Origin of the sequence: Pseudomonas sp. W2Oct36 (assembly GCF_041060465.1) — a bacterium.
GTDB classification, from domain to species: domain Bacteria; phylum Pseudomonadota; class Gammaproteobacteria; order Pseudomonadales; family Pseudomonadaceae; genus Aquipseudomonas; species Aquipseudomonas graminis_B.
In genome coordinates this window covers 24,696-45,158 of the sequence record NZ_JAUERW010000029.1, presented here as the reverse complement: position 1 = coordinate 45,158, position 20,463 = coordinate 24,696, and the positions used below count along the sequence as shown (strand labels likewise).

The following is a 20,463-nucleotide window of genomic DNA, read 5'->3' as shown; positions in this document are numbered from 1 at the left end:
CCCACACTGGCCTCTTCCCGGCTGAAGCCGGTCCCACTATTTGAACGCGATCGTCCTGTAGGACTGGCTTTAGCCGGGAAGGCGTCTCGCGCTGCACCGCAAAGCTTCCCACTACACTCCTCGGCAGCTTGGCCCGCTCAGCCTGCTGCGCTACCATCCAGTCCCCAACGAACTCCGACCAGGACGACGCGATGAACCGAGTGTTGTACCCCGGCACCTTCGACCCTATTACCAAGGGTCATGGCGATCTGGTCGAGCGCGCCTCGCGCCTGTTCGATCAAGTGGTCATCGCCGTCGCCGCCAGCCCCAAGAAAAACCCCCTGTTCCCGCTGGAGCAACGTGTTGCGCTCGCCCGCGAAGCGACCAAGCACCTGCACAACGTGGAAGTCGTAGGATTCTCGACACTGCTGGCGCACTTCGCTCAGGAACAGAACGCCAACATCCTGCTGCGCGGCCTGCGTGCGGTGTCGGATTTCGAGTATGAATTTCAGCTCGCCAACATGAACAAGCAACTGGCCCCGGACATCGAGAGTCTTTTTCTTACGCCGTCGGAACGCTATTCGTTCATTTCATCTACGCTGGTCAGGGAAATCGCAGCGCTGGGCGGTGATATCACCAAATTCGTCCACCCCGCCGTGGCCCAGGCGCTGAGCGAACGTTTCAAAGCCTGAGGCCTTGCGTCGAGGTAAGGTGCATACCGAGCGCTAATGCGGCACAATTCGCCGCATTCGTTTTGATATGCCCCGGTGTCGACCGTGGCAGGAGTATCCATGTCCCTGATCATCACCGACGATTGCATCAACTGCGACGTCTGCGAACCCGAGTGCCCGAACGAAGCGATTTCCCAGGGTGAAGAGATCTACGTGATCAATCCCAACCTGTGCACCGAATGCGTCGGCCACTATGACGAGCCGCAGTGCCAGCAAGTCTGCCCCGTGGATTGCATCCCGCTGGATGAAAACCATGTGGAGAGCAAGGACGAGCTCATGGCCAAGTACAACCTGATCACCAGCAAGGCATAACCGAACGCATATCCTGTCGGCATACGTGCTTTCGCCGAAGACACTGGCTTATAACGCCCGTTGAATTGAGCGAGATACGCATGATCTCTATGCTGGAACGGATACCTGTTTTGTCAGGCGCAGTGTTTCTGCTGTGCGCTTTTTCGGCCCAGGCCAGCCCCGATCACCCCGATCAGGCTGCCATCGCCAGCCCGCATCCCATTGCCACCGCCGCCGGCCGGGAAATCCTGGTGGATGGCGGCAACGCATTCGATGCCGCCATTGCCATCAGTGCCACGCTCGCCGTCGTTGAACCTTACGGGTCGGGCCTCGGCGGCGGCGGGTTTTTCCTGCTGCGCCAATCCGGCGACCCCGTTCAGTATCAGTTTCTCGACGCGCGCGAAAAGGCGCCGCTCAAATCAAAACCCAAAATGTTCCACCGCAACGGGATCCTCCAGCCGGACCTGTCCCTTAACGGACCACTGGCGGCCGCGATCCCCGGGCTTCCCGCGGCATTGGTCGAACTCGCCGAACGCTATGGCCGATTGCCGCTTTCGATCTCGCTGGCGCCCGCCATCCGGGTCGCCTACCGCGGCTTCAAGGTGGACAGCGTTTATCGCGAGCGCGCCAGCTGGCGGCTGTTCGCGTTGCGCAACAATAAAGAGAGCGCGCGCCTGTTCCTGCGCAACAACGACGTGCCGAATCTGGGTGACGTCATCACCCAGCCTGAGCTGGCGCAAACCCTGGGGCGCCTTGCCGATAATGGCCGCGCCGGGTTCTACAGTGGCTTGGTGGCGCAGGCGATGGTCAGTGGGGTGCGTCGCGCCGGCGGTATCTGGAATTACCATGATTTCGAAGAATATGAAGTCATCACGCGAACGCCTCTGCGCTTTCAGATGGCCGATCAACGGGAACTGATCAGCGCACCGCCGCCCTCGGCAGGTGGCATTGCACTGGCGCAAAGCCTGTCGATGCTGCAACAGCTGCCGTGGCGGGGGTCGGAGAACATTCAGCGGGCGCATTTTGTGATTGAGGCGCTTCGCCGTGCGTATCGTGATCGCGTGCTGCTGGGCGACCCGGACTTCGTGCCCAACCCGGTGGCTCAACTCCTGTCCACCGACTACTTGCTGCAGCTGACCACCAGCATCGATCCCCACCGCGCCACGCCCAATAACACCCTGCCCCCCGCGCCGCGCTGGCGTGAGGGCGACAACACCAGCCATTTCGCCGTACTGGACAACGAAGGCAACGCCGTGACGGCGACACTGTCGCTAAACCTGCCCTTCGGCTCAGCGTTTACCGTGCCCGGCACCGGGATCATCCTCAACGATGAGATGGACGACTTTGCCATAGACCCCAAAGGTCAGGGCAACTCGGCCTCAGCCGGCGGACACGCCAATGCCATCGAGCCGGGCAAGCGACCGATCTCAAGCATGAGCCCGAGCTTCATCGAAGGCCCGCAATCACTCGCTGCCTTCGGTACCCCGGGCGGCAGCCGCATCCCCAGCATGGTGCTGCTGTCGATGCTGCAGTATCTGGACGAGCAGCCGATTGCCAACTGGGCATCAACGCCGCGCTACCACCACCAGTACACGCCGGATGTGGTGGAGTACGAGCCGGAGACATTCACGGAGCAGGAACTGGCGGACCTGCGCGAGCGCGGTTACGCGCTGAAGGAGACGGCGAAGGATTTCGGCAATCAGCAGGTGCTGTTATGGCACAAGAACAGTGCCCGGGTCGAAGCGGCCAGTGACCCGCGTGGCATTGGCGTATCGACGACTTTCAAACCCGGTGACGCGCTGAAGCTGATGCGCGCCTGCGCCGATCAGTCCTGCTTGCCATAACCGTCGCCGGTGCAACCCAGGCAGCGGACGAATGCCGCCTTGCCCGGATCCACCACCAGCGCCTTGCCGGTTCGGCCAATGCCGCCGCCGGCGGCGGTAAACGGCAGTGCAACCACGAACAACCCGGCGCCGATGATGGTGGCAGCAATGAGAATCGGCCGCGCGATCAGCAGGTCGCCGATCATCGCGTAGGCGGGAGGGCTTTCGATTTCGTAGACGGGGTCACCACTGCCGGTCGCGTCCTGAGCCAGCGCAGGCGTGAATTGCAAGCCGAAGAACACGGCCAGGGTGGCAGCAAGCATGCGAAACGGGCTCATGGCATGGTCCTTCAAGCTAAGGCAGATATGAAGCTGTTCACTATAAACAGGGCGCGGGCTTACGCAAGAGGCGGCGTGTCTCACTGACAAGACACGCCCTGTAGGAGGGATCGGATAAACCCTCGCGATCCGGGGCAGTCAGCGATCCAGGCCGACGGCTCTGCTGCTGTCTGGAACTACTTCTGGCACTTGGGGCAATAAACACTCGCCCGCTGACCCAGCTTCACTTCTCGCAGCGTGGTCCCGCACACCTTGCACGGTTCCTCGCCGCGTCCGTAGGCGAACAGTTCCTGCTGGAAGTAACCGGGCTGGCCGTCCCCGCCGATGAAATCACGCAGCGTGGTACCGCCCCGTTCGATGGCGGCGGCCAGGATGCGTTTGATTTCAATCGCCAGCTTTATATAGCGTGCCTTGGACACGCTCCCGGCGGCGCGGCGCGGATCAATGCCGGCGGCAAACAGGGCCTCGGTTGCATAGATGTTGCCGACGCCCACGACGATCGCGTTGTCCATGATGAACGGCTTGACCGCCATTGCCCGGCCACGGGACAGCTCGAACAGACGCAGCCCGTCGAACACCTCGGTCAGCGGTTCCGGCCCAAGGCGCGCGAGCAATTCATGGTTAAGCGGGTCGAGGCTCCAGAGCATGGCGCCGAAACGCCGAGGGTCGGTGTAGCGCAAGGCCAGGCCGGACTCGAGTTCGATGTCGACGTGCTCGTGCTTGAGCGGCGGCAGACCGGCGTCCACCAGGCGCAGATTACCCGACATGCCGAGGTGGCTGATCAACGTGCCGACCTCCGCCTGGATCAGCAAATACTTGGCACGACGCTCGACAGCCACGATTTTCTGACCTGACAGGCGCACGTCAAGGTCTTCGGGGATCGGCCAGCGCAGCCGACGATCACGCACAATCACGCGGCTCACGCGCTGGCCCACCAGATGCGGCGCAATGCCCCGGCGGGTGGTTTCGACTTCAGGTAATTCAGGCATGCGGCAGCTCGATGAAGGGCAAGGTCAGGCGCAGGGTCAGTGCGCGCTCAGCTCGCGAATACTTTCCTTGAGGTTTTCGAAGTCGTAGTCGGACAAGCCAACGTAATCGAGAACCAGAGGACCAATGCTGTTCCACTCGTGGTCGACGGGCTCGTTGCCCAATACACGGTGGGATTCGCAGACATGCTCGGCCATCTTCAGCACGGCCAGCATGTTTTTCAGTGGCGCGTTGCGACCCGAGTCGTCCTTGAAAATCGCCAGCGCATTATGGTGATTGGCGATCGCATTGCTGACATGTTCAGGCAAACGCCAGGACTTGGCGGTGAAATAACCGACAACGGCGTGGTTGGTGTTCAGCAGCCGGTTCTCGGTGTCGACCACCCGACACTCGGCGGTGGTGTTGGAATACGCCTCTTCGAGCACGCTCATGTAGTCGGGGAAACGCTTGATCATCAGCGGCACGCCGCAGTCATGAAACAGGCCCAGTGCGTAGGATTCGTCGACCGTTTGCGAGCCGATGCGCTTGGCGATCGTCAGACTGGTCATTGCGACGTCCTGGGCGGTGTCCCAGAAACGGTTGAGCACGACGATGGTTTCATCGCTCATCTCGCCCTTGATCGACTGTGCGTTGATCAGGTTGATGACCGAGCGGCTGCCGAGCAGGTTCACCGCCCGTTGGATCGAGGCGATTTTGTTGGTCAGTCCGTAATGGCTGGAATTGACGATTTTCAGCAGCGCGCCGGAGAGCCCCGGATCCTGGGCGATCAACCGGGCGATGGCACCCAAGTCAGGGTCAGGCATGTACTGCTCCATCTGCAAATCCACCATGATTTGCGGCTGGGGCGGAACGCTGATGCCTTGTAACGCCTGCTGGATCTGCTCGGACGTAAGCTCTTGGGACATAACTTCACACTCGGGGTCAGGCCACGATTCTAACCCCTCGCGGCCACGGGTCGACAACTGGATGACGATCCAACGGATCCGACGGACAGCCAGACGGTAATCGACCACGGCGCGCCCGTCAGCGGGTTCACGCGCTATACTCCCGCTCTTTTTTCCGGAGCGACGTCATGTCCCTGCCTAGCTTGCGCCTCAAGCCCAACGCCGATCGCCGTTTGCGCAACGGTCATTTGTGGGTCTACAGCAACGAAATCGACGTCGCTGCCACCCCGCTCAACGGCTTTGCTCCGGGCGCTCAAGCCATTCTGGAAGCTGCGGGCGGCAAGCCGCTGGGCATCGTCGCAATGAGCCCGCAAAACCTGATTTGCGCACGTTTGCTGTCCCGCGACATCAAGCTGCCACTGGACAAGTCGCTGCTGGTTCATCGCCTGAACGTCTGCCTGTCGCTGCGCGAGCGTCTGTTCGACAAGCCGTTTTATCGTCTGGTCTACGGCGACTCCGACCTGTTGCCAGGTTTGGTGGTGGATCGCTTCGGCGACATTCTGGTGGTGCAGCTGGCGTCAGCAGCCATGGAGCAGCTCAAGGACGACGTGCTCGCCGCGCTGATTCAAGTGATCAAGCCGAGGGGCATTCTGCTCAAGAACGACTCCGCCGCGCGCGACGCCGAAGGGCTGAACCGCTACGTTGAAACCGCGTTCGGCCTGGTGCCGGAGTGGGTCGCGCTGGAAGAGAACGGCGTGAAGTTCGAAGCGCCGGTGATGGAAGGCCAGAAGACGGGCTGGTTCTACGACCACCGCATGAACCGCGCGCGCCTGGCACCGTACGCCAAGGGCAAGCGTGTACTGGACCTGTTCAGTTACATCGGCGGCTGGGGCATCCAGGCCGGTGCGTTCGGCGCCAGCGAAGTCTTCTGCGTCGACGCGTCAGCCTTCGCGCTGGACGGTGTCGAGCGTAACGCCGCACTGAACGGCTTCGCGGAAAAGGTCACCTGCATCGAAGGCGACGTGTTTGAGGCGCTGAAGGAACTGAAAGCGGCTGAAGAGCGTTTCGACGTGATCATTGCCGACCCGCCCGCGTTCATCAAACGCAAGAAGGACATGAAAAACGGCGAAGGCGCCTACCGCCGCCTGAACGAGCAAGCCATGCGCCTGCTCAGCAAGGACGGCATTCTGGTCAGCGCTTCCTGCTCGATGCACCTGCCGGAAGATGACCTGCAAAACATCCTCCTGACCAGTGCCCGCCATCTGGACCGCAACATCCAGCTGCTCGAGCGCGGCGGCCAGGGCCCGGACCACCCGGTCCACCCTGCAATCCCCGAAACGCGCTACATCAAAAGCATCACCTGCCGGTTGTTGCCGAACAGCTGATGGCTGATAGCGTGACGTAACGAGCCGCCCACTCCTACAGGCCATCTGCAGAACCTGTAGGAGCGTGGCTTGTCCCGCGATCTGCCGGGAACCGGCAGCAAATCAGACGACAGTGATATGCCTGACTGAATGCATTGCAGGATTGCTGTCGCTTCGCAACAGATCGCGAGCAAGCTCACTCCTACAGGCGATGCACAGTACCTGTAGGAGTGAGCTTGCTCGCGATTCTGCTTCAAAACCAACTCGCGTCCCACAGCGGATAATCTCCGACCCGTTTGACCAATCCAGCCCTCAACGGATTGGCGACAATGTATCTGGCCATCATCAAAAGATCGTCCTCCCGTCGTAATGCTCTGTCGTGAAAACCCCTCTGCCAGACTTGCCGGTGCGTTCCTCGCGACTGATTGATTGCGCGAGCGCTTCGCGATTTCACTCCCTGTAAAATCCGAGTGAGTTCACCTCCCGTCAGTTCAAGCAGCCAGTGGATGTGGTCGGGCATGATGACCCACGCTAACGAATCCGCCGCCCCCGAGGACTGAACAGCGCGAAACTCGTTTACGACCAATCGTCCAAGCTTCCAGTCGCTGAAAACCTGCTCCCGGTTATGGGTGACCGACGTGACGAGGTAAATCCGTCCCGACTCCGAAAATCTCCCGCTCCTTAGATATCTTCCACGCGGTAATTCCGGCATTAGTCGCTCCCGTTGGTGATTACCAGGAAGGCTAGAACAGTGCCTGAGGGGTAGACGCCAAACAGAGATTCCGGATGTGTCTGCAAGATCCTTATCGCGAGCAAGCTCACTCCTACAGTGGTTCCGCGCCGAACTTTGCATTCGTGCCGGGACCATTGATCGCTCGAATCAGGGGGCATCTTTGTAGGAGTGAGCTTGCTCGCGATTGAGGTCGGATCCCCCACCGACCCGTTTGGCAATCAGACCGATGAGTCCGCAGCCCCACTTCCCGCCATTCCCTCCCGCCCCCACAGGTGTAGAATCAGCGCTATTCATCGCCAGTCATCCCCGGCGGGTTTATGAGCTCAGGCTGGGCGTACGGTGATCCCGTATCGTTCGGTTTCTTCGCTGCATCCGGTCACTGCCTTTTGCACACGACGTCACTAGAAGCTCACTCCCTTCCTCATTCAGCCGATTAGCCGGAGTGTTCCAATGCCTGATTACCGTTCAAAAACGTCCACCCACGGCCGCAATATGGCCGGCGCGCGCGCCTTGTGGCGTGCCACGGGCATGAAGGACGACGATTTCAAGAAGCCGATCATCGCCATCGCCAACTCGTTCACACAGTTCGTTCCGGGCCACGTCCACTTGAAGGACATGGGTCAGCTGGTGGCGCGCGAGATCGAAAGAGCAGGCGGCGTCGCCAAGGAATTCAACACCATCGCGGTGGATGACGGCATCGCCATGGGCCATGACGGCATGCTGTATTCGTTGCCCAGCCGCGAGATCATCGCCGACTCCGTCGAATACATGGTCAACGCCCACTGCGCCGATGCAATCGTCTGCATCTCCAACTGCGACAAGATCACCCCCGGCATGCTGATGGCTTCGTTGCGCCTGAACATCCCGGTGATCTTCGTTTCCGGCGGTCCGATGGAAGCCGGCAAGACCAAGCTCGCCAGCCACGGCCTGGACCTGGTCGACGCCATGGTCATCGCTGCCGACTCCACCGCGTCCGACGAAAAAGTCGCTGAATACGAGCGCAGCGCCTGCCCGACGTGCGGTTCGTGCTCCGGGATGTTCACCGCCAACTCGATGAACTGCCTGACTGAAGCACTGGGCCTTGCGCTGCCGGGCAACGGCTCCACGCTGGCGACCCACTCCGACCGCGAGCAGCTGTTCCTGCAGGCCGGGCGCACCATCGTCGACCTGTGCAAAACCTACTACAAAGACAACGACGAGTCGGTGCTGCCGCGTAACATCGCCAACTTCAAGGCGTTCGAGAACGCGATGACCCTCGACATCGCCATGGGCGGTTCGACCAACACCATCCTGCATTTGCTGGCCGCTGCCCAGGAAGCCGAGATTCCGTTCGACTTGCGCGACATTGATCGCCTGTCGCGCCGAGTGCCGCAGCTGTGCAAAGTCGCGCCGAACATCCAGAAGTACCACATGGAAGACGTCCACCGCGCCGGCGGCATCTTCAGCATCCTCGGCTCGCTGGCCCGTGGCGGCCTGCTGCACACCGACTTGCCGACCGTGCACAGCAAATCCATGGAAGAAGCCATCGCCAAGTGGGACATCACCCAGACTGACGACGAAGCGGTGCATCACTTCTTCAAAGCGGGCCCTGCGGGCATTCCGACCCAGACGGCCTTCAGCCAGTCGACCCGTTGGGACACCCTGGACGACGACCGCGAGAACGGCTGCATTCGCAGTGTCGAGCACGCCTACTCCCAGGAAGGTGGCCTGGCCGTGCTGTACGGCAATATCGCGCTGGACGGCTGCGTGGTGAAAACCGCTGGCGTGGACGAGTCGATTCACGTGTTCGAAGGCAACGCCAAGATCTTCGAAAGCCAGGACAGCGCTGTTCGCGGCATTCTGGCGGACGAAGTGAAGGCCGGCGACATCGTGATCATCCGTTACGAAGGTCCGAAAGGCGGCCCGGGTATGCAGGAAATGCTGTACCCGACGTCGTATCTGAAATCCAAAGGTCTGGGCAAAGACTGTGCGCTGCTGACCGACGGGCGTTTCTCGGGCGGGACCTCTGGCCTGTCCATCGGCCATGCGTCTCCTGAAGCCGCAGCAGGTGGCGCGATCGGTCTGGTCCGTGACGGCGACAAAGTACTGATCGATATTCCGAATCGCTCGATCAATCTGTTGATCGACGACGCGGAAATGGCCGAACGTCGCGCCGAGCAGGAAAAGAAAGGCTGGAAACCGGTTGAGTCACGCCCGCGCAAAGTGACCACCGCCCTCAAGGCCTACGCCCTGCTGGCGACCAGTGCCGACAAGGGTGCTGTGCGTGACAAGGCGATGCTCGACAAGCTGATGCCGTAAGCATCAACCCGCACTGGAAAACACCCCGCATGTCGGGGTGTTTTTTTGCCTGCCAACCGCTTGGAGGAGGAGGTAAGGCTCGGACACGGGTCGAACACCCGGCCGAACCTTCAATTAGCCTCCAACAGATCCGGACACCGGCGGTTTCAGGAGCCAACGGCTACAGTGATCGCGCCCAGCAGCAGGCAAAGACTGGCGACCAACGTTAAACGCAGGCGCATCGGCAAATACCAGTCGGGCAGTGTTGTGGTTTTCACCAGACGCCGGTCCTGCCAGTAGTGCGTGACGAAACCGAAAATCAGCAGCAACAGCCCCAGCGGTGCCGGCAATAACAGTGCGGGCCAGGCGATCAGCGCCGGGATGACACTCCAGATGAACCGCTCGCGACACTGGTCGGCATTCAAGCCTTGCAGGGTCATGGCGAATCCCCAATGCAGCGCGCCCACAAAACTCAGGATCACCGCTCCGTAAGCGAGCAGCGCGTGCGTCAAGAAAGCTCGGTAGTCGACTGCAAACAGGATCAGCAACAGCAGCCCAACGAACGGCAGCAAACCGCCATAACCCAGCAGCGCCACGTACCTTGGCGACGAAGACAGCGACAACGCTTTCATTTGAGCCCCTTTCAGTCATTTACTTGAAAGACTATGGCTCAAAAGTGCAATGCTGTTTAGCTTCTCTTGCTCGACCGGAAAAAGGACCACGTCCTGTCACCCACTGATCAAGGCCTCGATCCCTGGGCGCTGAGACCTTCACATGAATACGTTGATCTATTGGTTCCGTCAGGACCTTCGGCTTGCCGACAACCCCGCATTCACCCACGCATGCGAACTTGCCCACACGCTGCTGCCGGTTTACTGCACACCCGTGGTGACGTCCACGCCGTGGGGATTCGAGCGCATCGGCGCCCACCGCCAGTATTTCGAACAGACCGCGGTCAGCGCACTGGCCGGGCAGCTGAGCGCACGAGGCAACGCGCTGATGCAGATTGAGGGTGAGTCCGTTGAACGCCTCGTCGCCCTGGCCCACGAGCTGGGCATCGATACGATCATCTGCGAACGCATCGCGGCGCCGGAAGAGGAAGCACAGGTGCAAGCCCTCCGCGCGGCGGGACTGACCGTGGAGGATCACTGGCAATCGACGCTGTTTACGCTGGATGAATTGCCAATGGCGGTCGAGCAGCTGCCCGACGTATTCAGCAGCTTTCGGCGTCTTGTGGAAAAGGCCCACGCTTCTGCCCGCCCCGCCATACCATCGCCAGCGACAATTCCAGCGCTGCCGCAAGGTGTGAGGATTGAACCGGTCACGCTGCAAACGTCTGCGGCTCCGGACTCCCGCTCGGCGTTTCCTTACCAACAGCAAGCATTTCACGGCGGCGAGCAGGCGGCCATCGAGCATCTGCAGCAGTATTTTCGCCGGGGCCTGGCGAACAGCTATAAAGCCACCCGCAACAACTTGAGCGCTGTGGACGACTCCACCAAGTTTTCGCCCTGGCTTGCACGCGGTTCGCTTTCAGCGCCGCAGGTCGATCAGGCGCTGAAGGCTTTTGAGTCCGAACATGGCGCCAATGACAGTACGTACTGGATCTACTTCGAGTTGCTGTGGCGCGATTACTTTCGCTTGCTGCATCTGAAATACGGCCGGCTTCTCTATCGCGCCAGCGGCCTGAAAGGGAGCAGCGAACCGGGCCACAATCCACAGGGCTTTGCGCGCTGGTGTCGGGGTGAAACCGGAGAGGCGTTGATTGACGCGGGTATGCGGGAATTGGCAGCGACGGGCTATCTGTCCAACCGCATGCGCCAGATCGTCGCCAGTTACCTGATCTTCGATCTAAAGGGTGATTGGCGCGCCGGGGCCGCGTGGTTCGAGGCGCAGCTGGTGGATTACGACGTTTACAGCAATCAGGGCAATTGGCTGTACATCGCCGGCTACGGAACGGACCCGCGGGGCGGTCGGCGCTTCAACACCGTGAAGCAGGCCGACGAACATGATGCCGACGGCGCATACCGCAGGTTATGGGCCTGAAAAAGTGCGACACGGCAAATCGCCGCGCCGCGCAATGAGACGGCTTACTGAATCTCGTCCGGCTTGACGATCACCCAGTTCTTGTCCGCCGTGACCGGCAAGCCTTCTTTGGCCTGAGCCTCGGCATTGGTCTTCATCATGCCGTTGAGCTGGGTCATGTACTTGTCCTTTCGGTTGATCCACAGATGAACGCCGCCTTTGCTGACGTCGACGCTGTGGAACAGCATGTAGCCATCGCTGGTGGGGGTGTCGCCGCCCACCAGCACCGGTTTTTTCCACTGATCGATGTAGGTCAGAATCGCTGCCTGCTTGCCGGCCATCCAGGTCGCCGGGGTCCACAGGTAAGGCGTCAGCTCAAGACCGAGGTTGGCCTTTTCGTCGTATTTGCCGGCGGTGATCTGCTTGCGGGCGGTGGTCAGCTCGCCTGTCTCGCGGTTCTTCAGCAGAGTGGTCACCCCGATGACGTTCTGCGGCTTCACGTTGTAGCCGTATTTGGGATCGGCGGCGACCATGCGCACCAGCTCTTCTGACGCCGCGGTCATGACATAGACCTCAATACCGTTTTCCATCAGCTTGTTGTACAGCTCGGCCTGACCGGTGAAGACCTTGGGCGGCTGCACTTCGATGGTCTTGACCACATCGCCTTCGTAATACGTACTCGGCACCGGCTTGCCCGAGGCCATCAGCTCGTCGACGTAGCCTTTGAGCTCTTTGAGGGTGAAGCCGGAAAACACTTGCGCGACCCACGGATAGCAGACCATGTCGTCGATTTCGCAAAGCCGGTAGTAGTAGCTGAACAGGCTTTCCTTGTGGTCAGCGGTGTCCTTGAACGGGATGAGCTTGAGGGAAGGATCGAGTGTGTCGCGGGTGATCAGCCCCTTGTTTTCCATGAACGGCAGCAGCGACTCTTCCAGGTCGAAGCGGTAGCTGGTGTTGTCCATGTCGAAAACGGCGAAATTACCTTTGTTGGCGTTTGCCGCAATCATGGCGTTGAGCTGCTTGGCGGCAGGCGCAGGCCAGTGGGTCAGTTCGGTGGCGAGTGCATGTCCGGCCAGACCCAGACACAGCGCGGTGGCCAATAATGTTGGTACGAATTTCATGGTGATCCCCTCCCCTTTTTTGGTTCGAGGAGGACCGTAACAAAAAGCCATGACTGTTTGGATGCGTCAGCGACAACGTCTGTTCTGATGGCGTCACCCCGATCGCCATTCACGACAGATGACATGAAAACGACATTTTTGTGACAGCGTTGGGCTGCTCACTCCCACAGTTGACCGCATTCCCCTGTAGGAGTGAGCTTGCTCGCGATAGCGATATCAGGCCCGCTCCCAAACCTCGAAACTGTACGCAGGCTTGTCATCCAGTGCCGGGTTTGGAGTGTCGGAAACCAGTTTCCACTGCGCCAGATCGAATTCCGGAAACCACGCATCGCCTTCGGGACTCAGCGCCACGCGGGTGAGGTACAGGCGGTCAGCGTTCTCAAGGGCCTGGCCGTAAAGCTGGGCGCCGCCGATCAGCATCACTTCACTGACGCCCTGCTCGGCCGCCCACTCTTCCGCGCGGTGCACCGCCGCTTCCAGAGAGGTGAAGACCTCGGCGCCCTCAAGCTGCAAATCCTGTTGGCGCGTGACCACCAGATTCAACCGCCCCGGCAGCGGACGACCGAGCGAATCCCAAGTCTTGCGACCCATGATGATCGGCTTGCCCAGCGTGGTCGCCTTGAAATATTTGAAATCACCCGGCAAGTGCCAGGGCATGGAATTGTCGACGCCGATGACCCGGTTTTCGGCGAGTGCGGCGATCAAGCTCAAGGGGAGATGTTTTTTCATGGCGCGAGGATATCAGAGCGCCCTGCCCCAGCACATTCGCTCGCCACGCGGTCCAAGCACCGATACCCGTTCGCTGCGCGATCGCAGCCACACCGGTTATGCTCAACCACGACTTTACCGACGAGACGCCGCGTGACTGCACTGACTCCCCTTGATGAACTCTGGCTGACCGAAGCCGTGCGCCTGCGTGAAGAACACGCCGGCGCGCTCGAAGACGAAGAAGCCAACCGCCGCGCACGCGCCTCGGCGGGCGACCTGCAAACCCGGATCAAACACCGCGCCCTGTGGCTCGCCGAACGCGACGGCATGCTCAAGGCGCTGCATCACTGGAAACAAGGCGCGCGCCTGGCGTTGATCGTGCTGGCGGTGTTCGCGGTGGTCAGCGGCGCCGGACTGGCGTTCGCTGCCTTGGGCGACGGCCAGACGCCCGTCAATGTGTTCTGGGCGCTCGGCAGCCTGCTCGGGCTTAACCTGATTCTGCTGTTGAGTTGGGCCATCGGCGTGCTCTTCGTCGGGGAAAGTACCGCCGGCCTCGGTCGCCTCTGGCTGTGGCTAAGCGAGAAACTGGCGCGCGATGCCCAGGCGGCGCAGCTCGCGCCGGCGTTGATATTGCTGCTGCAACGCAAGCGCCTGAACCGCTGGGTGCTGGGTATCTGCGTCAACGGCTTGTGGCTGCTCGCCTTGGTCAGCGCCCTGACGCTGCTGCTGTTACTGATGGCGACGCGGCGCTACGGCTTCGTCTGGGAAACCACCATTCTGGGCAGCGACACCTTTGTCAGCCTGACCCGAGGCCTGGGAGCAATCCCCTCGCCTCTCGGTTTCAGCGTCCCCACCGAGTCGATGATCCGCGCCAGCGGTGATAACGCGCTCGCCATCGAAAACGCCCGTCAGGCCTGGGCTGGATGGCTGGTCGGCGTGCTGGTGGTGTTCGGTATTGTGCCGCGCTTGCTGCTGACGATGCTGTGTTACCTGCGTTGGCGCGTGGGTCGACGAGGGTTGTCACTGGATCTGAGCCATCCCGGTTTCGTCGAGCTGCGCGAGCGCTTGATGCCCAGCAGCGAACGGCTGGGCATCAACGATGCCGCGCCTCCCGAGCTTCACACCGTGGTCACCGGTCCGTCAGCGAGCGAAAGCCAGGGCGCGCTGCTGGTCGCCATCGAGCTGGACAATCAGCAGCCGTGGCCGCCCGAGCTTCCCGACAGCGTGGTCAACGCCGGCATTCTCGACTCCCGTGAGTCAAGGCGCACACTGCTCGACCAACTGACACGCTACCCGCCTGCGCGTCTTGCCATCGCCTGCGATCCACGTCGCTCGCCGGATCGCGGCAGCCTGGCGTTGATTGCCGAGTTGGCTCGCTGCGCCACCGCGACGCGCATCTGGCTGTTGCCGGCCCCCACCGGACAGGTGCTGGACGCCGACCGACTGGAGGATTGGCACACGGCGCTGCAGCAGCTTGAACTGCACTGGACCGACAGTGCGCCGATGACCTGGCTGGAGAGCGGGCATGACTGACAAGGACGCAATTCTCCCGTTGAAACTGGCCGTGGTCGGCCACACCAACGTCGGCAAAACCTCACTGTTGCGCACGCTCACCCGCGACGTCGGCTTCGGCGAAGTCTCCCACCGCCCGAGCACCACCCGGCACGTCGAAGGCGCGCGGTTGTCGGTGGATGGCGAGGCGCTGCTGGAGCTGTACGACACGCCCGGCCTGGAAGACGCCATCGCCCTGCTGGATTACCTCGAGCGGCTGGACCGACCCGGCGAACGGCTCGACGGCCCGGCGCGGCTCGGGCGCTTTCTGGAAGGCAGCGAGGCGCGCCAGCGTTTTGAACAGGAGGCCAAAGTGCTTCGTCAGCTACTCGCCTCCGACGCCGGCCTGTACGTGATCGACGCGCGAGAGCCGGTGCTTGCCAAGTACCGCGACGAGCTTGCGGTGCTTGCCAGTTGCGGCAAGCCGTTGCTGCCCGTGCTCAATTTTGTCAGCAGTGCGCAGCAGCGCGAACCGCACTGGCGTGAAGCGCTGGCGCGTCTCGGCCTGCACGCGCTGGTGCGTTTTGACAGCGTTGCACCGCCCGAAGATGGCGAACGCCGTCTGTATGAAAGCCTGGCCCTGCTGCTGGAAACCTCCCGCGGCAGACTGGAGCGTCTCATCGCAGATCAGCAGGCCCAGCGTGAGGCTCGCAAGCAGAGCGCCGCCAGGCTGATCTCCGAGCTGTTGCTGGACTGCGCTGCCTGCCGCCGAAGTGTTGCGACGGATTCCGGTCAGGTACAGGCGGCCATCGACGATCTGCGCAAAGCCGTGCGCCAGCGCGAACAACGTTGCGTCGAGTCGCTGCTCAAGCTCTACGCGTTTCGTCGAGAAGATGCCTCGGCCAGCGATTTGCCGTTGATGGATGGCCGCTGGGGGGATGACCTGTTCAATCCCGAAACCCTGAAATTGCTGGGCGTACGTGTGGGTGGCGGTATTGCTGCGGGCGCGGCAGCAGGTGCAGGCGTGGACTTGCTGGTGGGCGGCATCACGCTGGGTGCGGCGGCACTGGTCGGCGCGATTGCCGGCGGCGCTCTGCAAACAGCGCGCAGTTACGGCGGGCGGCTGATGGACAAATTCAAGGGGCAGCGCGAACTGACGGTCGACGATGCCGTGCTGCGACTGTTGGCGCTGCGCCAACGGCAATTGCTGCAAGCGCTGGAAGTGCGCGGCCACGCCGCCATGGAGAGCATCAAACTGACCGCGCCTCTGGACAAGACCTGGCGCGAAGGCAAGCTGCCGGAGGCGCTGCACAAGGCGCGAGCGCATCCGCAATGGTCGTCGCTGAATCCTGGCGCAAAGCTGAACCAGAGCGAGCGGCAGGAGCAAGTCGAGGCCTTGGCAAAGACCGTGCTGGTCTGAAATGGGCGGCCGCAATGCTCTACCGGTCAGCAGCCGACAGTCGCCCCGACGATTTTGCGATAGGGGAATTGCGCGCGGACCGGTATGATCGCGCGCCCGATACACCCGGAAGCACACGCGCATGAAACCCACCTTGATCGCCGCTGCAGAACTCGACCGCATCGAGACCTGGCAGAAATATTCCAGCTACATGTGCGGAGGCTGTGTTTCCAGTTGCTGCACGCTCCCTGTGGAAGTGAAGATCAAGGACCTGATCCGCATCGGCATCGTCGACGAGTTCGAACAGGGCGATAACCCGAAGAACATCGCCAAACGCCTGCAGAAGGACGGGATCGTCGAGCGCTTCAATCAGAAGTCCGGGATCTTCACCCTCCAGCGCATGAGCAACAACGATTGCCTGTACCTGGATCGCAAGAGCCGGCTGTGCACCATCTATGACAAACGCCCCGACACTTGCCGCAACCACCCGAAGATCGGCCCGCGCCCGGGTTATTGCGCCTATAAACCGAAAGAAGTCGTGCGCGAAGCTACCGGTACGCTGAACTCGAACTCCGGCCGGGTGCCGTTGAAGTTCTAAGCCTTCTATAGTGCTCGCGTACGCCTTCCCGGCTGAAGCCGGTCCTACCAAAGGCGCGCAGACCTTAGTGGGACCGGCTTTAGCCGGGAAGACGCCGGATTGAGCGACATCGCCCTCACAGCATCGACACCGGCCAAACCAAAACGCAGACAAACAAAAACGCCCCCGGCCTTTCGACCGGGGGCGTTTTCGTTCAGCCGGGGCTAGTTACGCCTTGGCTTTCTTGGCAGCACGGGTACGCTCGCCTTCGTCGAGGATCTTCTTGCGAAGACGGATCGACTTAGGGGTGACTTCGCACAGCTCGTCGTCCTGGATGAATTCCAGAGCCTGTTCCAGGGTGAAGCGAACAGGTGGAACCAGAGCGATGGTTTCGTCTTTGCCCGAAGCACGCATGTTATCGAGCTTCTTGCCTTTGGTTGGGTTCACGCCCATGTCGTTATCGCGGCTGTTCAAGCCAACGATCTGACCGTTGTAGATCTCCTGACCGTGCTCGACGAACAGCTTGCCGCGCGCCTGCAGGGTTTCCAGGGAATAGGTCAGTGCCTTGCCGGTCTCAACCGATACCAGAACGCCGTTCTGACGACCGGACATGTCGCCGGACTTCATGGTGTCGTAGCGGTCAAAGATCGAGGTCAGGATGCCAGCACCGTTGGTCAGGGTCAGGAACTGGTTACGGAAACCAATCAGGCCACGAGCAGGGATGTTGTATTCCAGACGCACACGGCCTTTGCCATCCGGCACCATGTTGGTCAGGTCGCCCTTACGCAGACCCATCTCTTCCATGACCTTGCCCTGGGATTCTTCCGGGGTATCAATGGTCACGTTTTCAAACGGTTCCTGCTTCACGCCGTCTACCTGACGGATGATCACTTCAGGACGACCGACACCCATTTCGAAGCCTTCGCGACGCATGGTTTCGATCAGTACCGACAAGTGCAGCTCACCACGGCCGGAGACCTTGAACTTGTCAGCCGAGTCGCCTTCTTCAACGCGCAGAGCAACGTTGTACAGCAGCTCCTTGTCCAGACGCTCCTTGATGTTACGGGACGTCACGAACTTGCCTTCTTTACCGCAGAACGGCGAGTCGTTGACCTGGAAGGTCATCGAAACGGTGGGTTCGTCAACGGTCAGCGGCTTCATCGCTTCCACTGTGTCCGGGTGGCACAGAGTGTCGGAGATGAACAGCGATTCCATACCGCTGATGCAAACGATATCGCCAGCAGCAGCTTCTTCGACGTCGATGCGGTGCAGACCGTGGTGACCCATCAGCTTCAGGATACGGCCGTTGCGGCGCTTGCCGTCGGCACCGATCGCAACAACCGGAGTGTTTGGCTTGACGCGGCCACGAGCGATACGGCCAACACCGATGACGCCCAGGAAGCTGTTGTAGTCCAGTGCCGAGATCTGCATCTGGAACGGACCGTCACGGTCAACCTTTGGCGCAGGGACGTTGTCGACGATCGACTGGTACAGCGGGGTCATGTCTTCAGCCATGTCGGTGTGATCCAGACCGGCAATACCGTTCAGGGCCGAGGCGTAGACGACTTTGAAGTCCAGCTGTTCTTCGGTAGCACCGAGGTTGTCGAACAGGTCGAAGATCTGGTCCAGAACCCAGTCCGGACGCGCGCCTGGACGGTCAACCTTGTTGATGCAGACGATTGGACGCAGGCCGGCTTCGAAAGCCTTCTTGGTCACGAAACGCGTTTGCGGCATAGGGCCGTCCTGGGCGTCGACCAGCAGCAGAACGGAGTCAACCATCGACATCACGCGCTCTACTTCACCGCCGAAGTCGGCGTGGCCCGGGGTGTCAACGATGTTGATGTGGTAGCCATTCCAGTTGATCGCGGTGTTCTTCGCGAGAATGGTAATACCGCGTTCTTTTTCCTGGTCGTTGGAGTCCATCACGCGTTCGTCGTTGAGCTCGTTGCGCTCAAGGGTGCCGGACTGGCGCAGGAGCTTGTCAACGAGGGTAGTTTTACCGTGGTCAACGTGAGCAATGATGGCGATGTTGCGTAGATTTTCGATCACTTGTGTATCTCGATCAGAGGATTCGGTCAGCTGTCTGATTGTAGGCAGCTATGAACGGTGGAGCCGGCGAAAGCCGTTACGGCTGACGACTGGTGTCGGGGGGCCGGTGACGCAAGCCACAGGCAAACAGCCCCGGGCACTTAGCTCGGTCGATAAACGCGCACATTGGCATGCCCCTCACTGAGCAGATGATGAGCATGCAGGCGACTCATGACGCCTTTGTCGCAATAGAGCAGGTACTGGCGCGTATCATCCAGTTCCTTGAAACGGCTGTTCAATGCAAAGAACGGCAGCGTTTGTACTTCAACGCCAGTCAGCGCCAGCGGGCGGTCTTCAGTGTCATCCGGGTGACGGATGTCGATGACCACTTGCCCGACCAGCGCCTGACCGACTTCTTCAATCTGAACGTCCTGGCCCAATTCCTCGATCACGCGATCGATCGGTACCAGACGAGCGTTTTCAAGCGCACGCTCGAGCACGGCCATGTCGAACGATTTTTCTTCGTGCTCGACCCGGTTGCGCTTGGCAGCGGTCTTCGGGTTCACCGAAATCACCCCGCAGTATTCGGGCATGTGCCGGGCAAAATCGCCGGTGCCGATCTGATCGGCCAGGTCGATGATGTCCTGCTTGTGACTGGCGATCAGCGGCCGCAAGACCAGCTTCTCCGTCACGCAATCAATGACCGACAGGTTGGGCAGCGTCTGGCTGGACACCTGGGAAATCGCCTCGCCGGTGACCAGCGCGTCGATTTCCATCCGGTCGGCAATGTTCGTCGCGGCGCGCAACATCATACGCTTCAATACTACGCCCATATGACTGTTATCGACTTTTCCGAGAATTTCTCCCAGAACTTCCTCGAACGGTACGCTGACAAACAGCACGCGCTGGGAGCTGCCGTACTTCTTCCAGATGAAGTGCGCGACTTCCATCACGCCCAGCTCGTGGGCACGTCCGCCCAGGTTGAAGAAGCAGAAATGGCTCATCAGGCCACGACGCATGATCTGGTACGCGGCCACGGTGGAGTCAAAACCACCGGACATCAGGATCAGGGTCTGCTCAAGCGAACCCAGCGGATAACCGCCCATGCCGTTGTGCTGGCTGTGAATCACGAACAGGCGCTGGTCGCGGATTTCGATTCTGACTTCGACTTCCGGGGCCTTCAGCGAGATGCCGGCGGCGTTGCATTCACGGCGCAGCTTGCTGCCGACGTACTTCTCGACGTCCATGGAGCTGAAGTCGTGATGACCCGCTCGCTTGCAGCGCACCCCGAATATCTTGCCGGGGATCGCATCGCCGAAGTGCAGCTTGCACTTCTCATAGATGTCTTCCATGTCGCCCAGCGGATACTGGTCAACCTGCAGAAAGTGCGTGATGCCGGGCATGCAGCTCAGCCGCTCGGTCATCTCGCGCAGTACTTTGGCATCCTCGACCCTGGTTTCGACCTCAAGGTTGTCCCACACGCCATCCACCACCAACGCCGGGTCCAGATCGCGGAGCACCGTACGGATGTTCTTGGCCAGCTGTTTGATGAAGCGCTTGCGCACAGGCCGGCTTTTGATAGTGATTTCTGGGAAGACTTTGACGATTAATTTCATGAAAACAGCGCGCTAGGTCCCGGTCGAAAAAGGGGGGCGCGGATTATAGCGGAAATTGCTCAAGGTTTAACCAGTTATCGTGCAGTCAATCGTC

18 protein-coding genes are annotated in these 20,463 nt (G+C 60.7%); 9 read left to right on the top strand and 9 right to left on the bottom strand.

Annotated features, from left to right (window positions below; genetic code table 11):
- Window positions 1-191: 191 nt before the first annotated feature.
- The 3 genes from coaD to ggt all read left to right on the top strand — a co-directional run bounded on the left by coaD (window position 192) and on the right by ggt (window position 2,845).
- A complete protein-coding gene (gene coaD / locus QWI18_RS24335; RefSeq protein WP_065991094.1) occupies window positions 192-671 on the top strand; it encodes a pantetheine-phosphate adenylyltransferase in 480 nt (159 codons plus the stop codon).
- A gap of 99 nt (window positions 672-770) precedes the next feature.
- Window positions 771-1,022, top strand: a complete 252-nt coding sequence (locus QWI18_RS24330) for a YfhL family 4Fe-4S dicluster ferredoxin (protein WP_065991092.1) — start codon at window positions 771-773, stop codon at window positions 1,020-1,022.
- Window positions 1,023-1,111: 89 nt separating this feature from the next.
- Complete coding sequence (gene ggt / locus QWI18_RS24325; RefSeq protein ID WP_065991090.1) at window positions 1,112-2,845, top strand: gamma-glutamyltransferase; 1,734 nt, start codon at window positions 1,112-1,114, stop codon at window positions 2,843-2,845.
- On the opposite strand, the gene QWI18_RS24320 is transcribed toward ggt, so the two are convergent.
- The 3 genes from QWI18_RS24320 to QWI18_RS24310 form a co-directional block, all read right to left on the bottom strand.
- A complete protein-coding gene (locus QWI18_RS24320) occupies window positions 2,827-3,162 on the bottom strand; it encodes a multidrug transporter (protein WP_065991088.1) in 336 nt (111 codons plus the stop codon). The two genes, ggt and QWI18_RS24320, sit on opposite strands and share 19 nt — an antisense overlap.
- Before the next feature lie 176 nt (window positions 3,163-3,338).
- Window positions 3,339-4,151, bottom strand: a complete 813-nt coding sequence (gene mutM, locus QWI18_RS24315) for a bifunctional DNA-formamidopyrimidine glycosylase/DNA-(apurinic or apyrimidinic site) lyase (RefSeq protein ID WP_296310354.1) — start codon at window positions 4,149-4,151, stop codon at window positions 3,339-3,341.
- A 36-nt stretch (window positions 4,152-4,187) separates the two neighbouring features.
- The gene (locus tag QWI18_RS24310; protein ID WP_074890184.1) at window positions 4,188-5,054 is read right to left on the bottom strand and encodes an HDOD domain-containing protein; all 867 of its coding nucleotides are present in this window, start codon (window positions 5,052-5,054) and stop codon (window positions 4,188-4,190) included.
- A 167-nt stretch (window positions 5,055-5,221) separates the two neighbouring features.
- On the opposite strand from QWI18_RS24310, the gene QWI18_RS24305 reads away from it, so the two are divergent.
- Window positions 5,222-6,418, top strand: coding sequence for a class I SAM-dependent rRNA methyltransferase (locus tag QWI18_RS24305; protein WP_065991078.1), 1,197 nt, complete (start codon window positions 5,222-5,224; stop codon window positions 6,416-6,418).
- 232 nt (window positions 6,419-6,650) lie between these two features.
- Here QWI18_RS24305 and QWI18_RS24300 read toward each other — a convergent pair whose 3' ends face one another.
- Window positions 6,651-7,109, bottom strand: a complete 459-nt coding sequence (locus QWI18_RS24300) for a transposase (RefSeq protein ID WP_369320060.1) — start codon at window positions 7,107-7,109, stop codon at window positions 6,651-6,653.
- Window positions 7,110-7,580: 471 nt separating this feature from the next.
- On the opposite strand from QWI18_RS24300, the gene ilvD reads away from it, so the two are divergent.
- The gene (gene ilvD / locus QWI18_RS24295; protein ID WP_192135555.1) at window positions 7,581-9,428 is read left to right on the top strand and encodes a dihydroxy-acid dehydratase; all 1,848 of its coding nucleotides are present in this window, start codon (window positions 7,581-7,583) and stop codon (window positions 9,426-9,428) included.
- Between the two features lie 146 nt (window positions 9,429-9,574).
- Here ilvD and QWI18_RS24290 read toward each other — a convergent pair whose 3' ends face one another.
- Complete coding sequence (locus QWI18_RS24290; protein ID WP_065991072.1) at window positions 9,575-10,039, bottom strand: DUF3429 domain-containing protein; 465 nt, start codon at window positions 10,037-10,039, stop codon at window positions 9,575-9,577.
- 142 nt (window positions 10,040-10,181) lie between these two features.
- Between QWI18_RS24290 and QWI18_RS24285 the strand changes: the two genes are divergently transcribed.
- Entirely contained in the window at window positions 10,182-11,450 is a 1,269-nt protein-coding gene (locus tag QWI18_RS24285) for a DASH family cryptochrome (protein WP_369320059.1), read from the top strand.
- A 44-nt stretch (window positions 11,451-11,494) separates the two neighbouring features.
- Here the strand turns inward: QWI18_RS24285 and QWI18_RS24280 are convergent, their stop codons facing one another.
- Window positions 11,495-12,550 carry a haloacid dehalogenase-like hydrolase gene (locus QWI18_RS24280; RefSeq protein ID WP_369320058.1) on the bottom strand — a complete coding sequence of 352 codons (1,056 nt, stop codon included), beginning with the start codon at window positions 12,548-12,550 and terminating at the stop codon, window positions 11,495-11,497.
- 216 nt (window positions 12,551-12,766) lie between these two features.
- Window positions 12,767-13,279, bottom strand: coding sequence for a dihydrofolate reductase (locus tag QWI18_RS24275; RefSeq protein WP_296307008.1), 513 nt, complete (start codon window positions 13,277-13,279; stop codon window positions 12,767-12,769).
- A gap of 132 nt (window positions 13,280-13,411) precedes the next feature.
- On the opposite strand from QWI18_RS24275, the gene QWI18_RS24270 reads away from it, so the two are divergent.
- The 3 genes from QWI18_RS24270 to QWI18_RS24260 all read left to right on the top strand — a co-directional run bounded on the left by QWI18_RS24270 (window position 13,412) and on the right by QWI18_RS24260 (window position 16,746).
- Window positions 13,412-14,791, top strand: coding sequence for a DUF2868 domain-containing protein (locus tag QWI18_RS24270; RefSeq protein ID WP_369320057.1), 1,380 nt, complete (start codon window positions 13,412-13,414; stop codon window positions 14,789-14,791).
- Window positions 14,784-16,169 (top strand): GTPase/DUF3482 domain-containing protein, encoded by a 1,386-nt coding sequence (locus tag QWI18_RS24265; RefSeq protein ID WP_369320056.1) that lies wholly within the window; start codon window positions 14,784-14,786, stop codon window positions 16,167-16,169. The genes QWI18_RS24270 and QWI18_RS24265 overlap by 8 nt, the downstream gene beginning before the upstream one ends.
- A 121-nt stretch (window positions 16,170-16,290) precedes the next feature.
- Window positions 16,291-16,746, top strand: a complete 456-nt coding sequence (locus QWI18_RS24260; protein WP_065991059.1) for a YkgJ family cysteine cluster protein — start codon at window positions 16,291-16,293, stop codon at window positions 16,744-16,746.
- A gap of 207 nt (window positions 16,747-16,953) precedes the next feature.
- Here the strand turns inward: QWI18_RS24260 and typA are convergent, their stop codons facing one another.
- Window positions 16,954-18,774 carry a translational GTPase TypA gene (gene typA, locus QWI18_RS24255; RefSeq protein ID WP_065991054.1) on the bottom strand — a complete coding sequence of 607 codons (1,821 nt, stop codon included), beginning with the start codon at window positions 18,772-18,774 and terminating at the stop codon, window positions 16,954-16,956.
- A gap of 140 nt (window positions 18,775-18,914) precedes the next feature.
- Window positions 18,915-20,369 carry a tRNA uracil 4-sulfurtransferase ThiI gene (gene thiI / locus QWI18_RS24250; RefSeq protein WP_369320055.1) on the bottom strand — a complete coding sequence of 485 codons (1,455 nt, stop codon included), beginning with the start codon at window positions 20,367-20,369 and terminating at the stop codon, window positions 18,915-18,917.
- Window positions 20,370-20,463: the final 94 nt, after the last annotated feature.

Excerpts from the sequence above, each read along its gene's own strand:
- coaD (WP_065991094.1), top strand. The coding sequence starts at position 192 with ATGAACCGAGTGTTGTACCCCGGCACCTTCGACCCTATTACCAAGGGT.
- QWI18_RS24330 (WP_065991092.1), top strand. The coding sequence starts at position 771 with ATGTCCCTGATCATCACCGACGATTGCATCAACTGCGACGTCTGCGAA.
- ggt (WP_065991090.1), top strand. The coding sequence starts at position 1,112 with ATGCTGGAACGGATACCTGTTTTGTCAGGCGCAGTGTTTCTGCTGTGC.
- QWI18_RS24320 (WP_065991088.1), bottom strand. The coding sequence starts at position 3,162 with ATGAGCCCGTTTCGCATGCTTGCTGCCACCCTGGCCGTGTTCTTCGGC.
- mutM (WP_296310354.1), bottom strand. The coding sequence starts at position 4,151 with ATGCCTGAATTACCTGAAGTCGAAACCACCCGCCGGGGCATTGCGCCG.
- QWI18_RS24310 (WP_074890184.1), bottom strand. The coding sequence starts at position 5,054 with ATGTCCCAAGAGCTTACGTCCGAGCAGATCCAGCAGGCGTTACAAGGC.
- QWI18_RS24305 (WP_065991078.1), top strand. The coding sequence starts at position 5,222 with ATGTCCCTGCCTAGCTTGCGCCTCAAGCCCAACGCCGATCGCCGTTTG.
- QWI18_RS24300 (WP_369320060.1), bottom strand. The coding sequence starts at position 7,109 with ATGCCGGAATTACCGCGTGGAAGATATCTAAGGAGCGGGAGATTTTCG.
- ilvD (WP_192135555.1), top strand. The coding sequence starts at position 7,581 with ATGCCTGATTACCGTTCAAAAACGTCCACCCACGGCCGCAATATGGCC.
- QWI18_RS24290 (WP_065991072.1), bottom strand. The coding sequence starts at position 10,039 with ATGAAAGCGTTGTCGCTGTCTTCGTCGCCAAGGTACGTGGCGCTGCTG.
- QWI18_RS24285 (WP_369320059.1), top strand. The coding sequence starts at position 10,182 with ATGAATACGTTGATCTATTGGTTCCGTCAGGACCTTCGGCTTGCCGAC.
- QWI18_RS24280 (WP_369320058.1), bottom strand. The coding sequence starts at position 12,550 with ATGAAATTCGTACCAACATTATTGGCCACCGCGCTGTGTCTGGGTCTG.
- QWI18_RS24275 (WP_296307008.1), bottom strand. The coding sequence starts at position 13,279 with ATGAAAAAACATCTCCCCTTGAGCTTGATCGCCGCACTCGCCGAAAAC.
- QWI18_RS24265 (WP_369320056.1), top strand. The coding sequence starts at position 14,784 with ATGACTGACAAGGACGCAATTCTCCCGTTGAAACTGGCCGTGGTCGGC.
- QWI18_RS24260 (WP_065991059.1), top strand. The coding sequence starts at position 16,291 with ATGAAACCCACCTTGATCGCCGCTGCAGAACTCGACCGCATCGAGACC.
- thiI (WP_369320055.1), bottom strand. The coding sequence starts at position 20,369 with ATGAAATTAATCGTCAAAGTCTTCCCAGAAATCACTATCAAAAGCCGG.